The sequence below is a fragment of the Stenotrophomonas sp. JAG2 genome, from assembly GCF_041080745.1.
GTDB classification, from domain to species: domain Bacteria; phylum Pseudomonadota; class Gammaproteobacteria; order Xanthomonadales; family Xanthomonadaceae; genus Stenotrophomonas; species Stenotrophomonas maltophilia_AA.
In genome coordinates this window covers 189,720-203,756 of sequence record NZ_JBEUMH010000008.1, presented here as the reverse complement: position 1 = coordinate 203,756, position 14,037 = coordinate 189,720, and the positions used below count along the sequence as shown (strand labels likewise).

Sequence of the window (14,037 nt, the reverse complement as noted above, 5' to 3'; positions counted from 1 at the left end):
CATCGGCATCGGCATCGGCATCGGCATCGGCATCGGCATCGGCATCGGCATCGGCGCGGCAGTGGAAGGGCGGCGATGGCGGCAGCGGTTGCGGTTGTTGTTGCGCCAAAGATGATCGACGCACGCCCAGGGTCAACGACAGTCTGTCGCCTCGAATGCTGCCCGCTTTTGCTTGTGACCTCAGTGACTGACCAGCCATTTCCGTAGGCAGCGGTGCGGGCAGGTTGGCGGGACCATTGGGGCGACATGGATGTCGCCCATGAGCCCCCAAGGGTGAGGGCGCGTTGCTTGCGAGGCACTGCCTCGCATGCGTTCGAACGCACAGACGCCAGCGGCTGGGCCGGGCCGCGGAGCGGGGTTCACGGCGCGTCCCGCGGACCTGCCCCCGCCCGCTGCCCACGACGAAGGTCACACTCCCGCTTGGCTGTTCAGCTTTCCGAATAGGGACACCAGTAGCCACCCCAACCATTGCACCAGCGCGGTGCAACGGCTATCATCAGTGGCTTAGCGGACTGTCTACTCATATCCCCTCAACGGATATGAACAGGCCCCGCAACCGGCTTCCAGGAACGGCAACCTGTACCCAGGCCGCCGTGACCCCCGGAACGCTGGGCTCGCAGACGCGCACCACGTGCGCATCTGCACCGGAATCCAGCATGACCGGAGTTGTACCGGACAGGGGCCCAACGGGCCCTTTGTTGTTTCCGGAAGGTGGTCCATGCACTGGACCAGACCGTATTTCTTTTCAACGAATCAAGGCCGACTGTGAGCGACAAGGCAACCGAAATCGCGAATCTGCTCGCCCCCACCGTTCAGTCGCTGGGTCTCGAGCTGCTGGGCGTGGAGTATCTGACCGCACCGGGCGGCGCAACGCTGCGCCTGTACATCGACGTGCCGCTGGCCGAACAGCCCGAGCGCATCGTCAACATCGACGACTGCGAGCGCGTCAGCCGCGAAGTGTCCGCCCAGCTGGACGTCGAAGACCCGATCACGGCGAACTACACGCTGGAAGTGTCTTCGCCGGGCGTGGATCGCCCGCTGTTCACCGGCGCGCAGTTCGAGCGCGCCATCGGCGAATCCGCCAAGGTGACGCTGAGCCTGCCGCAGGACGGCCGCCGCCGTCTGCAGGGCGAGATCCTCGCCGTGGATATCGAACAGGGCACGGTGACCTTCAAGGTCGACAATGCTCCGTTCACCGCCGACATCGAGAACATCGACAAGGCACGCATCATGCCGGACTGGGCCGCCCTCGGCCTGGCTCCGACCAAACCGACTGGCCCGGCACCCAAACAGGGTGGCAAGGCGAACAAGAAACCATCCAACGAGCCGGCGGCCAAAAAGCCGCGCGCGGAGTGAGCCAATGAGCAAGGAACTTTTGCTGGTAGTGGATGCGGTCGCCAACGAAAAAGGCGTCCCGCGCGAAGTCATCTTCGATGCCATCGAGGCCGCGTTGGCTTCGGCTGCCAAAAAGCGTTACCCGGAAGAAGAAGTGCTGGCCCGTGTGTCGATCGACCACAAGGACGGCAACTACGAAACCTTCCGCCGCTGGGAAGTGGTGGCCGATGACGTGGTCATGGAGTCTCCGGACCGCCAGATCCGTCTGATGGACGCCATCGATGAAGCCGACGGCGTGGAAGTCGGCGATTTCATCGAAGAGCAGATTGAAAACCCGGACTTCGGCCGTATCGCCGCACAGGCCGCCAAGCAGGTGATCGTCCAGCGCGTGCGCGAGGCCGAGCGTCAGCAGGTGGTCGATGCGTGGAAGGATCGCGTCGGCGAACTGGTTACCGGTGTGGTCAAGCGCGCCGAGCGCGGCAACATCTATGTGGACCTGGGCGGCAACGCCGAGGCCTTCATCCCGAAGGACAAGGGCATTCCGCGCGACGTACTGCGCGCTGGCGACCGCGTGCGCGGTTACCTGGCCGAAGTCCGTTCGGAACCGCGTGGCCCGCAGCTGTTCATCAGCCGCGCCGCTCCGGAATTCATGATCGAACTGTTCAAGCTCGAAGTGCCGGAAGTCGGCCAGGGCCTGGTCGAGATCAAGGCCTGTGCACGTGATCCGGGCGACCGCGCCAAGATCGCCGTGCTGGCCCACGATTCGCGTACCGATCCGATCGGTGCCTGCATCGGCATGCGCGGTTCGCGCGTGCAGGCCGTGTCCAACGAGCTCAATGGCGAGCGCGTGGACATCGTGCTGTGGAACGAGAACCCCGCCAACTTCGTCATCAATGCGATGGCGCCGGCGGAAGTGCAGTCGATCATCGTCGATGAAGAAAAGCACTCGATGGACCTGGCCGTGGCGGAAGAGCGCCTGGCCCAGGCGATCGGCAAGGGCGGTCAGAACGTCCGTCTTGCCAGCCGCCTGACCGGTTGGCAGCTCAATGTGATGACCCAGGACCAGGTGACCGCCAAGTCCGAGGCAGAGCAGACCGTTGCCCGCCAGCTGTTCATGGACAAGCTGGAAGTGGATGAAGAAATCGCCGCCATCCTGGTGACCGAAGGCTTCAACACCGTGGAAGAAATCGCCTACGTCCCGGTCGGCGAACTGCTGGCCGTGGAAGGCTTCGACGAAGACATCGTCGAAGAGCTGCGTGCCCGTGCCCGCGATGCGCTGCTCAACGAAGCGCTGGCGGTGGAAGAAGGTCTGGAAGACGGCTCGCCGTCGGAAGACCTGCTCGCCCTGGAAGGCATGGACGAGGCGACCGCCTACGCCCTGGCCGGTCATGGCGTGCGTACCAGTGAGGACCTGTCGGACCTGGCCGCCGACGAGATCCTCGAGTTCGGCATCGAGGACATGGACCAGGAGCGCGCCGCCGCCCTGATCCTTGCCGCCCGAGCCGAGGAGATCGCCCGCCTGGAGCGCGGCGAATGAGCCAGCGATGAACAGTGCCCTGACCCGCTCAGGGCTTAGACTCCGCGCTGCCTTCGCACGTTTCGAGGGAGCGCCAACCAGATCATAGGATCCGAATGTCGCAGCAAACCACCATCCGCAAGCTTGCCGAACTGGTCAATACCCCGGTCGATAAACTGCTCGTACAACTTGCCGAAGCCGGCATGAAGTTCAGCGGTCCCGACCAGGTCGTGACCAGCACCGAGAAGGTGAAGCTCCTGGGCTTCCTTCGTCGCTCGCACGGCAAGACCGAGCAGCCCGTCGAGAGCACCGACGAAGCCGCCAAGAAGATCACCCTGAACCGTCGCAAGTTGCAGGAAGTGACCGTCAGCGCCGGCCGCAGCAAGACCACCGTCAACGTGGAAGTGCGCCAGAAGCGTACCTACATGAAGGACGCCAGCGGCAAGCCGATGACCGCGGATGAGGAGCGCGCCGACATCCTGCGCAAGCTGGAGGAATCCCGCCAGCGCAATCTGGACGAGCAGCGCGCACTGGCCGAGAAGGACCGTGCGCGCGATGAAGAAATCGCCCGCAAGCGTCAGGAAGAAATCGACGCCAAGGAACGTGCCGAAGCCGAGCGCAAGGCGGCCGAAGCCGCTGCTGAAGCGGCCAAGAACGCACCGCCGGCCCCGGCCCCGGTTGCCGCCAAGCCCGCTGCTGCCGATGCACCGGCCCGCAATGCGCGTCCGGCTGCACCGTCGGCTGCCCGTCCGGCACCGCGTTCGGACGATCGCAACTCGAACAACAACAACAACAACCGTCCGGGCGCCAAGCGCGACGACGATGGTGGCAACCGCTTCGCCGGTCAGCTGCATCTGTCGGCCGCCGATCGTGCCCGCCGCGGCAACAACAGCAACTCGCGCGGCCGTCCGACCGGGCGTGTGCAGCACGGCAGCCGCCGTGACAGCAACCAGTCGCGCAGCGGCGGTGGTGCCCATGGCTTCGAACGTCCGGTCGCTCCGATCGTGCGTGACGTGACCATCGGCGACACCATCACCGTCGCCGATCTGGCCCAGAAGCTGGCCGTCAAGGGCGGCGATGTGGTCAAGGCGCTGTTCAAGATGGGCGTCATGGCGACCATCACCCAGACCATCGACCACGATACCGCCGCGCTGGTGACCGAAGAACTCGGCCACAACGTGATCCGTGCCAACACCAACGACGCCGAAGACGCGCTGCTGGCGCTGGCCGGTGGCAACCAGGGCGAGCCGGTGGCACGTCCGCCGGTCGTCACGATCATGGGCCACGTCGATCACGGCAAGACCTCGCTGCTGGATTACATCCGCCGCACCAAGGTCGCCACGGGCGAAGCCGGTGGCATCACCCAGCACATCGGTGCGTACCACGTTGAAACGCCGAAGGGCGTCATCAGCTTCCTGGATACCCCGGGCCACGCGGCGTTTACGTCCATGCGTGCCCGCGGTGCCAAGCTGACCGACATCGTGGTGCTGGTGGTGGCTGCCGACGACGGCGTCATGCCGCAGACCAAGGAAGCCATCCAGCACGCCCGTTCGGCGGGTGTGCCGCTGATCGTGGCGATCAACAAGATCGACAAGTCCGGCGCCGATCCGATGCGCGTCAAGAACGAGCTGCTCACCGAGCAGGTCGTGTCCGAAGACTTCGGTGGCGACACCCAGATGGTCGAAATCTCGGCCAAGGCTGGCCTGGGCATCGACGACCTGCTGGATGCGATCTCGATCCAGGCGGAACTGCTGGAACTGAAGGCCGTGGCCGACGGCCGCGCCACCGGCGTGGTCATCGAGTCCTCGCTGGACAAGGGTCGCGGCCCGATCGCCACCGTGCTGGTGCAGCAGGGTTCGCTGAAGAAGGGCGATTACCTGGTCTGCGGTATCCAGTACGGCCGCGTGCGCGCCCTGTTCGACGAAACCGGCGCACAGCCTGAGCAGGCGGGTCCGTCGATTCCGGTCCAGGTGCTGGGTCTGTCCGGCGTGCCGGATGCCGGCGATGACTTCGTCGTGGTCGAAGACGAGCGTCTGGCCAAGGACGTCGCGCAGCAGCGCGAAACCAAGCGCCGTGAATCGCGCCTGGTGCAGTCCGCGGGCAGCCGCATGGAAGACATCATGGCGACCCTGGGCAAGGGCGATGGCCAGCAGGTGCTGAACCTGGTGATCAAGGCCGATGTGCAGGGTTCGGTGCAGGCGCTGAGCCAGGCACTGGTCGCGCTGTCCAACGACGACATCCGCATCAACGTGATCCACTCCGGCGTGGGTGGCATCACCGAGTCGGACGCCAACTCGGCGGTTGCCTCCAAGGCCACCGTGATCGGCTTCAACGTGCGTGCCGACGCCTCCGCGCGTCGCATCATCGAGTCCAACGGCGTGGACCTGCGTTACTTCTCGATCATCTATGACGTGATCGATCAGGTGAAGCAGGTGGCTTCCGGTCTGCTCGGCGTGGAAATCCGCGAAGAGATCATCGGTATCGCCCAGGTCCGCGATGTGTTCCGCAGCTCGAAGTTCGGTGCGGTCGCAGGCTGCATGATCATCGAAGGTACGGTGAAGCGCAGCAAGCCGATCCGCGTCCTGCGCGACAGCGTCGTGGTCTTCGAAGGCGAGCTGGAATCGCTGCGTCGCTTCAAGGAGAACGTCGAGGAAGTCCGCAACGGTACCGAATGCGGTATCGGCGTGAAGGCTTACAACGACGTCAAGCCGGGTGACCAGATCGAGTGCTTCGAGCGTATCGAAGTGCCGCGCACCCTGTAATGTTCCAGGCCGGGCCGCATCACGCGGTCCGGCTTTTTCGCTTACGCATCACCCTTCAAGACGAGTCCGCCTACCGTGCCAAAGACCTTCCATCGAACCGACCGTGTTTCCGCCCAGATCCGCCGCGAACTGGGGACGCTCGTGCACAACGCCGTGCGTGTACACGGCCTGCCTTCGGTGAGCGTCTCCGACGTGGAAATCACCCGTGACATGGCGCATGCCAAGATCTTCGTCACGGCACTGATGCCCGAACGTTCGGTGGAAGCGATGAAGGGCCTGAAGGAACTGGCCTGGGAATTGCGCATGGAGCTGGCGCGTGCGATGAAGCTGCGCCACGTGCCCGAGCTGCACTTCCACTACGATGATTCGGTGGACCGCGGTGAGCGCATCGACAACATCCTGCGCGACCTGCCCGATACGCTGGCGGCAGAAAAGAGCCGGCAGGGTGATGAAGGCGATGAAGGTGTCGAAGACGACACCGACGAAGGCGAAAAGAAAGTCTGATGGACCAACAGCCCGAAAGGGCTGTTGTCTTATGGGGCGGGGCCTGTCGCAGCGCGACCGCTCCGCCGGAGGCCGGATTGACCGGCAGCGCCACACGGCGCCGTTTTGAATTGAATGCATGGCACCTCGAATTTCGTTCCGCCGCCTGGATGGCATCCTGCTGCTCGACAAGCCCGCCGGCATGAGCTCCAACGCCGCCCTGCAGGTGGCGCGGCGCCTGTACCGGGCAGAGAAGGGCGGCCACACCGGCAGCCTGGACCCGCTGGCCACCGGCCTGCTGCCGCTGTGCTTCGGTGAAGCCACCAAGATCGCCGGCCTGCTGCTTGGCTCGGCCAAGGCCTACGACGCCGAGGTGGTGCTGGGCCAGACCACCGATACCGATGACGCCGATGGCACCGTGCTGCGAGAGCGGCCCGTTCCTTCCATCAGCGCAGCGGAGCTGGAGGCGGCGCTGGCCCCGCTGCGCGGTCGCATCCGCCAGCGCGCCCCGATCTATTCCGCGCTCAAGCAGGGCGGTGAGCCGCTGTACATGAAGGCCCGTCGCGGCGAGGCGATCGAGGCACCCGAGCGCGATGTCGAGGTGCACGCGCTGGAGGTGCTGGACCAGCAGCCGACGCGTCTGTCCCTGCGGGTGACCTGCGGTTCAGGCACCTACATCCGCAGCCTGGCCCGGGATCTCGGCGAGACCCTGGGCTGCGGTGCGCATATCGCCGGCCTGCGCCGGCTGTGGGTGGACCCCTTCCGCGAGGCCCCGATGGTCACCCTGGAGACTCTGCGGGCCCTGGCCGAGCAGGGCGATGAGGCCGGCATGGAGGCCCTGCTGCTGCCGCTGGACGCGGGTCTGGCCCATTACCCCCGGGTCACGCTGGACGACGAGCAGACCCCCCGCTTCCGCGTGGGTCAGCGCATCCGCGACGCCGGCTGGCCGCAGGGTGGGGTGGTCGTCTTCGGCCCGGGCGAGGCGATCCAGGGCCTGGGGCAGGTCGATGAGACCGGTCTGCTGGCGCCGCAGCGCCTGTTCAACCTCTGACCGACCCGGCCCGGGACCCGCCCGGTCCTTGTTCCGGAGAGCCGCGGACGTTACAATTCCGCGGCCTTTTCAGGCTTCCCGCGTTCTGCGGGTTCATCCTTTCGTTCACGGCGAGTCGCGCGGTACGTCAATGGGACGTTTCTGCGGGCCACGCATCCAAGAGAAAAAAGATATGTCGATCGACACTCAGAAGGTCATTGAAGACAACAAGCGCAGCGCGGCTGACACCGGCTCTCCGGAAGTCCAGGTCGCTCTGCTGACCGCCCGCATCGAACTGCTGACCGGCCACTTCAAGACCCACAAGAAGGATCACCACAGCCGTCGTGGTCTGCTGCAGATGGTCAACCGTCGCCGCAGCCTGCTCGACTACCTGAAGAAGAAAGACGCTCCGCGTTACAAGGCCCTGATCGAAAAGCTCGGCCTGCGTCGCTAAGCACGAACCCCCACCGCGGCGCAGGAATGCGCCGCGGTTTTGTTTTGGCAGTACCGCATCAAACGTATGGGCCGGACAACCGGTCACCCGTCGGCGGCAAGGGTCGCCCGCGGTCCATTGAAGAAAGCATCATCCAAGGAAACCCCCGTGGCAAAAATCACCAAAACCTTCCAGTACGGCAAGCACACCGTCACGCTTGAAACCGGCGAAATCGCCCGTCAGGCCGGCGGTGCCGTCATCGTCAAGTTCGACGACACCGTGCTGCTGGTCTCCGCCGTTGCCGCCAAGAGCGCGCGTGAGGGCCAGGACTTCTTCCCCCTGACCTGCGACTATCAGGAGAAGTTCTACGCAGGTGGCCGTATCCCGGGCGGTTTCTTCAAGCGCGAAGGCCGCGCGACCGAAAAAGAGACGCTGATTTCGCGCCTGATCGATCGCCCGATCCGTCCGCTGTTCCCGGAAGACTACAAGAACGAAGTCCAGATCATCGCTACCGTGATGTCGCTGAACCCGGACATCGATGGTGACATCGCTGCCCTGATCGGTGCCTCGGCTGCGCTGTCGCTGGCCGGTACCCCGTTCAAGGGTCCGATCGCCGCCGCCAAGGTCGGTTACAAGAACGGTGAGTACATCCTCAACCCGACCGTGACCGAGCTGAAGGATTCGGAGCTGGAACTGGTTGTCGCCGGTACCGCCAACGCCGTGCTGATGGTGGAATCCGAAGCCGCGCTGCTGTCCGAAGACGTGATGCTGGGCGCCGTGACCTTCGGTCACCGCGAAATGCAGAAGGTCATCAACGCGATCAACGAGCTGACCGTGGAAGCCGGCACCAAGCCGTCGACCTGGGAAGCCCCGGCCAAGAACGACGTGCTGATCAGCGCCCTGCAGGAAGCCATCGGCCCGCGCCTGGGCGAAGCCTTCCAGGTGCGCGACAAGCTGCAGCGCCGTGACGCGATCTCGGCGATCAAGAAGGACGTGGTCGAGTCGCTGGCTGGCCGTGTGGCCGCCGAAGGCTGGAACCCGGCCGAGCTGTCGAAGGAATTCGGCGAGCTGGAATACAGCACCATGCGCAACTCGGTGCTGGACACCAAGGTCCGCATCGACGGCCGTGCGCTGGACACCGTCCGCCCGATCTCCGTGAAGACCGGCATCCTGCCGCGTACCCACGGCTCCTCGCTGTTCACCCGCGGTGAGACGCAGGCGATCGTGACCATCACCCTGGGCACCGCCCGTGATGGCCAGGTCATCGATGCCGTCGCCGGTGAGTACAAGGAAAACTTCCTCTTCCATTACAACTTCCCCCCCTACTCGGTGGGTGAGACCGGCCGCATGATGGGCCCGAAGCGTCGCGAAATCGGCCACGGCCGCCTCGCCAAGCGCGGCGTGCTGGCAGTGATGCCGTCGCTGGAAGCCTTCCCGTACACCATCCGCGTGGTCTCGGAAATCACCGAATCCAACGGCTCCTCGTCGATGGCCTCGGTCTGCGGCTCCTCGCTGGCCCTGATGGACGCCGGCGTGCCGGTCAAGTCGCCGGTGGCCGGTATCGCCATGGGTCTGGTCAAGGAAGGCGAGCGCTTCGTCGTCCTGTCCGACATCCTGGGTGACGAAGATCACCTCGGCGACATGGACTTCAAGGTGGCCGGTACTGCCGAGGGCATCTCCGCCCTGCAGATGGACATCAAGATCGAAGGCATCACCGAAGAGATCATGAAGCAGGCACTGCAGCAGGCCAAGGCTGGCCGTCTGCACATCCTGGGTGAAATGGCCCACGGCCTGACCGCCCCGCGCGAAGAGCTGTCGGACTACGCGCCGCGCCTGCTGACCATCAAGATCCACCCGGACAAGATCCGCGAAGTGATCGGCAAGGGTGGTTCCACCATCCAGGCCATCACCAAGGAAACCGGCACCCAGATCGACATCCAGGATGACGGCACCATCGTCATCGCGTCGGTCAACGCCATCGCTGCGCAGGCTGCCAAGGCCCGCATCGAGCAGATCACCTCGGACGTCGAGCCGGGCCGCATCTACGAAGGCAAGGTCGCCAAGATCATGGACTTCGGCGCGTTCGTCACGATCCTGCCGGGCAAGGACGGCCTGGTCCACGTGTCGCAGATCTCCAGCGACCGCGTCGAGAAGGTCGGCGATGTGCTGAAGGAAGGCGATGTGGTCAAGGTCAAGGTCCTGGAAGTCGACAAGCAGGGCCGTATCCGCCTGTCGATGAAGGCCGTCGAAGAAGGCGAGGGCGTCACCGCCGAGTAATCGGCCCACGCCGCTCTCGCGGCAGGTGAGGACCGCTGGTCCTCACGCTTTCGCAGACACGAAAAAAGCGGGCTTCGGCCCGCTTTTTTTGTGCCCGATGCGACCCGCGTGACACGAACAGTCCCGCTGCAGCACGTTGCATGACGTCACGAGGCTGCACGGAAGACCGCATTGACTGTCCGCCGGACGGATTCGCAGGACATCGTCACCGATGGCACGCACAGCGTGCGCCGCACTGCTAACGTGGCTTCGCCTTCGACCGGGGAGACCCCATGTTCCGTCCTGCCGCCGCTGTTCTCGCCGTCCTGATCGCCGGCGTCATGCCGCAGACCGCTTCCGCCGCCGAGCCGTTGCCCAAGGTCATCGGCGCGTATTACCCCGGCGGGTCCGCCGACCGCTATCCGGTGGAAAACATTCCGGCCGACACGCTGACCCATCTGTTCTACGCGTTCGCCACCATCGACCAAGGTGAGTGCGTCGTCGCGCCGCAGGCCGACGCGCACTTCAAGGCACTGGCCACGCTCAAGCGCGCGCATCCGACGCTGCATACGCTGATCTCGATCGGTGGCTGGAACGCCGGCGGCTTCTCCGATGCAGCGCTGACCGCGGAAAGCCGCCAGCGTTTCGTGTCCTCCTGCGTGGCGATGTTCTTCGAGCGTCATCGCGGCAGTTTCGACGGCGTGGACATCGATTGGGAGTTCCCCGTGTATGGCGGCCCCACCGAGATCACCGACCGCCCGGAAGATCGTCGCAACATGACCCTGCTGGTGCAGGAGTTCCGGCGCCAGCTTGATGCGCTGGACAAAGCCGACGGCCAGCATCGGCTGGTCACCGCCGCATTGCCTGCGGGTCGGGTGCAGACCGATGGTCCGTACGATCCGGCACGCAGTTATGAGCTCAAGGCGCTGGGCCGCACGCTCGATTTCATCAACCTGATGAGCTACGACATGGGCACCGGCTTCTCGGCGGTATCCACCTTCAACGCGCCGCTGCACGCGGTGCCGGAGGATCCGCTGGCGCCGGAGCTCAAGCGCTGGAACAGCGTGGCGGGGGCGGTGGCCTACTACGAGCAGCAGGGGGTGCCGAAAGAGAAGCTGGTGCTCGGCGTACCGTTCTACGGTCGTGGCTTCACGCTGCAGGGCGACGCCAACCATGGCCTCTACCAGCGCTACAGCGCGCCGCATCCGGCCGGTGACTGGCGGCAGATCCAGGCCGGCATGCTCGGCCAGCCCGGCTGGGAGCGGCACTGGCACCCGGTCGCGCAGACCCCGTGGCTCTACAACGCTACCGAGAAGGTCTTCGTCAGCTTCGAGGATCCCACCTCGATCGGCCTGCGCGCGAGCTTCGCCAGGGACAACGGCCTGCGCGGCGTCTTCATGTGGGAGCTGACCGGCGACGATGCGCAGGGCAGCCTGCTCAAGGCCATGGTGGAGCCGTTCCAGGGCCCTGCGGAGTAACCCCACGGGAAGGGGCGCCGCGACGCAGTCGCGTGCCCTATGCTTGCCCGCATGGAGAGCGTCCGCCTGCTGGATCTGCACATCGACCGCAACGCACAGCACGTGCGGCGCGGGGATGAGCTGTTGCCGGTCAACGGGCTGAGTTGGCGGCTGTTGGAGTGCCTGTTGGCCCATGGCAACGCCGTCGTCGATTTCGACACACTGGCCGATCAGGTGTGGGCACCGGCGGTGGTCGGCGAGGATGCGATCAGCCAGCGCGTGAAGCTGCTTCGGCAGGCGCTGGGCGATGACAGCCGACGGCCACGGTATGTGCGCTCGGTGCGCGGCCGTGGCTACCAGCTGTGCGCGCCGCCGCAGCCGGTGATGCACGACACCGTGGCCACCGTCAGCGCGGGGGGCGCCCTCGCGCCACGCCGGCACGGCGGTGCTCGCTGGATCTGGTTGGGGGCGGGCGTGACTGTCGTCGCGGTGGCTGCCGCGTTGATCGCGGTCCGTCCCGGTACCGCGCCGGTGTCGCCTGCCGATCCGGTGCTGCAGCGCGCTGCGTATTACGCGGGCATCGGGCAGGCCAGCAACAACGAGCGTGCGATCGGGCTGTACCGCCAGGCGCTGCAGATGGATCCGGAATCGTTGATGGCCAAACGTGGGCTCGCCCGTGCACTGGCGGCCGACGCCTGTCTGTTCAACGGCGCACGCGAACGCGCGCAGGAAGCCCTGGTGTTGGGCGACGAACTGGTGCGCAAGGCGCCGGACGATGCGGCCAGCTGGGCCGCGCGCGGTTATGCCCACGATTGCCTCGGCGCGATGTCGCAGGCCATGGCGGACTACCGGCAGGCCCTGCAGCACGACCCGGGTGACGAGCGCACGCGCGCGTCGCTGGCCTATCTGCAGCAGGAAAAGGGCGACCTCGCGCAGGCCCTGCAGGACAACCTGTCGCTGCGCGCGCCCGAGCGTGTCCGCTTCCGCGACGTGCAGGTCGCGCGCGAACTGGAACTGCTGGGTTTCACCGATGCCGCCGCGCGCCGGCATGCGCGCAACTTCCAGCTCTATCCGGACAATGTGTTCGCCAACATTGCCTGGCCGCACAGCCTGTTGGCGATGGGCGAGCCGGGCAAGGCACGGCAGGCGCTCGATCAGGCACTCGCTCGCGGGACGCCACACCCGCAGTTGCTGCGCCTGCAGGGCGAGATGCTGTTGTTGAGCGGGAATCGCAGGGGCGCCGCTGAAGCTTTCGAGCAGAGCCGCGACCTGCGCCCGCAGCAGTCGATGGGCCAGACCTTGGCCGGTCTGTACGGCGATGCCGCGGCCACACCCGCGTGGATCGCCGGGCACCTGCAGGTGCTGGAGGGCCAGGCCGACGATGGCTGGTCCGACGCCGCGCTGGAGCGTGCGATGTTGCTGCAGGCCCAGGGCGACGCCGCCGCAGCGCTGGCCGCCCTGCATCACGCGGTGGATGCCGGCTTCCGCGATGCGGCGTGGTTGCGCGCCACCCCCTTGTTTGCGCCGCTGCACGGTGCGCCCGGCTGGCAGGGACTGCTCGACACGATCGAGACGGACGTATCTGCCCAGCGTGCGCAGGTGTTGGCCGCGCCGTGGCGGCCAACAGACCTCGAGGGCCTCAGCGCAGCGCGGGCAGCAGGAACTCGGTGAGGATGCGGCGCGACTGCGGGTGGGCGAAGCTGCGGTTGTAGGCCTGGCTGGTGATCACGGCCACCAGCTTCTTCTCCGGCATCACGAACACGTAGTTGCCACCATTGCCGGACATCGTCCAGACCGTGCGTTCGTGCCCCTCCACGGGAAGCTTCAGCCCCCACCACTGGTAGCCGTAATCGCTGCCGTCACCGGCGGTCGCCTGGGCGCTGAGCATCGCCCGGACATAGCGGGCCGGGATCAGCTGCCGGCCCTGCCAGCGCCCCTCGGCCAGCACCAGCTCGCCCAGCCGCGCCAGGTCACGGCTGCGGTAGCGCGTTCCGCCGCCGCCCATGCCGATGCCTTCCGGGGAGCGGTTCCACCTGCTCGCGGTGATGCCCAGCGGGCGCTCCAGCACCTGCGCGGCGTAGTCGGCCAAGGGCCGCTTCGTGGCCTGTTCCAGTACCGCGCCGAGCACGAAGGAATTGGCCGTGCAGTAGGCGTGTGACCGGCCATGCGGGCTGTCTTCCGGGCGCGTCATCCACGGTGCGAAGCCTTTGACCGGCAGCGACAGCGCGAAGTCCAGCCAGTGCTCGGTCACGTACATGCGCTCTTCGTTGCCGGCCGAGAACGCATTCTCGTCATCGCACTCCCACAGCGTGCTCATGGTGAGCAGGTTTTCCACCGTCATCGAGCGCAGCCGTGCATCCACCGGATGGCTGGCGGTGAACGCGGGGAAGTAGTCGTACACACGGGCCTGTACGCCGGGCAGGGACCCGTCGCCGATGGCCGCGCCGACCAGCATCGCGGTCACGCTCTTGCTGGCCGAGCGCACGTCATTGAGCGTGTCCGCCGTGCCACCGTTGAAGTAGCCCTCGTAGGCCACCTGGCCGTCCACCAGCAGCAGGACGCTGGTGACCTGTTTGATGTCCTGGGTGGCGATCGCCGACTCCAGTGCGGTGATCCGGGCGCTATCCAGCGCCGCGGGTGCGGCGGGAGAGGTCAGTGGCAGGGCGGCCGCCAGGGCGAAGGCCAAGGCGACAAGTCGGTGTCGGTAGTGGTGCATGGGCAGGGCTCCTCAAGATGAGGGCCGACTACGCCATGACGCGGTCTGA

10 protein-coding genes are annotated in these 14,037 nt (G+C 66.0%); 9 read left to right on the top strand and 1 reads right to left on the bottom strand.

Annotated elements, in window-relative coordinates; translation table 11 throughout:
• Positions 1-765: 765 nt before the first annotated feature.
• The 9 genes from rimP (at position 766) to AB9O74_RS12675 (ending at position 12,943) form a co-directional block, all read left to right on the top strand.
• On the top strand, positions 766-1,356 hold the full coding sequence (gene rimP, locus AB9O74_RS12715) for a ribosome maturation factor RimP (protein ID WP_176989303.1): 591 nt from the start codon (positions 766-768) through the stop codon (positions 1,354-1,356).
• A gap of 4 nt (positions 1,357-1,360) precedes the next feature.
• Positions 1,361-2,872, top strand: coding sequence for a transcription termination factor NusA (gene nusA, locus AB9O74_RS12710; protein WP_176989304.1), 1,512 nt, complete (start codon positions 1,361-1,363; stop codon positions 2,870-2,872).
• A 95-nt stretch (positions 2,873-2,967) separates the two neighbouring features.
• Positions 2,968-5,613 (top strand): translation initiation factor IF-2, encoded by a 2,646-nt coding sequence (infB, locus tag AB9O74_RS12705; RefSeq protein ID WP_369349526.1) that lies wholly within the window; start codon positions 2,968-2,970, stop codon positions 5,611-5,613.
• Positions 5,614-5,688: 75 nt separating this feature from the next.
• The gene (rbfA, locus tag AB9O74_RS12700; RefSeq protein WP_176989306.1) at positions 5,689-6,117 is read left to right on the top strand and encodes a 30S ribosome-binding factor RbfA; all 429 of its coding nucleotides are present in this window, start codon (positions 5,689-5,691) and stop codon (positions 6,115-6,117) included.
• A 118-nt stretch (positions 6,118-6,235) separates the two neighbouring features.
• Positions 6,236-7,147 carry a tRNA pseudouridine(55) synthase TruB gene (truB, locus tag AB9O74_RS12695; protein WP_176989307.1) on the top strand — a complete coding sequence of 304 codons (912 nt, stop codon included), beginning with the start codon at positions 6,236-6,238 and terminating at the stop codon, positions 7,145-7,147.
• A 172-nt stretch (positions 7,148-7,319) separates the two neighbouring features.
• A complete protein-coding gene (gene rpsO / locus AB9O74_RS12690) occupies positions 7,320-7,580 on the top strand; it encodes a 30S ribosomal protein S15 (protein ID WP_038687260.1) in 261 nt (86 codons plus the stop codon).
• Positions 7,581-7,727: 147 nt separating this feature from the next.
• Complete coding sequence (gene pnp / locus AB9O74_RS12685; protein ID WP_346478109.1) at positions 7,728-9,836, top strand: polyribonucleotide nucleotidyltransferase; 2,109 nt, start codon at positions 7,728-7,730, stop codon at positions 9,834-9,836.
• 272 nt (positions 9,837-10,108) lie between these two features.
• On the top strand, positions 10,109-11,293 hold the full coding sequence (locus AB9O74_RS12680) for a glycoside hydrolase family 18 protein (RefSeq protein WP_369349525.1): 1,185 nt from the start codon (positions 10,109-10,111) through the stop codon (positions 11,291-11,293).
• Positions 11,294-11,344: 51 nt separating this feature from the next.
• Complete coding sequence (locus AB9O74_RS12675; RefSeq protein ID WP_369349524.1) at positions 11,345-12,943, top strand: winged helix-turn-helix domain-containing protein; 1,599 nt, start codon at positions 11,345-11,347, stop codon at positions 12,941-12,943.
• Here the strand turns inward: AB9O74_RS12675 and AB9O74_RS12670 are convergent.
• The gene (locus AB9O74_RS12670) at positions 12,912-13,988 is read right to left on the bottom strand and encodes a serine hydrolase domain-containing protein (RefSeq protein WP_369349523.1); all 1,077 of its coding nucleotides are present in this window, start codon (positions 13,986-13,988) and stop codon (positions 12,912-12,914) included. The two genes, AB9O74_RS12675 and AB9O74_RS12670, sit on opposite strands and share 32 nt — an antisense overlap.
• Positions 13,989-14,037 lie beyond the last annotated feature (49 nt).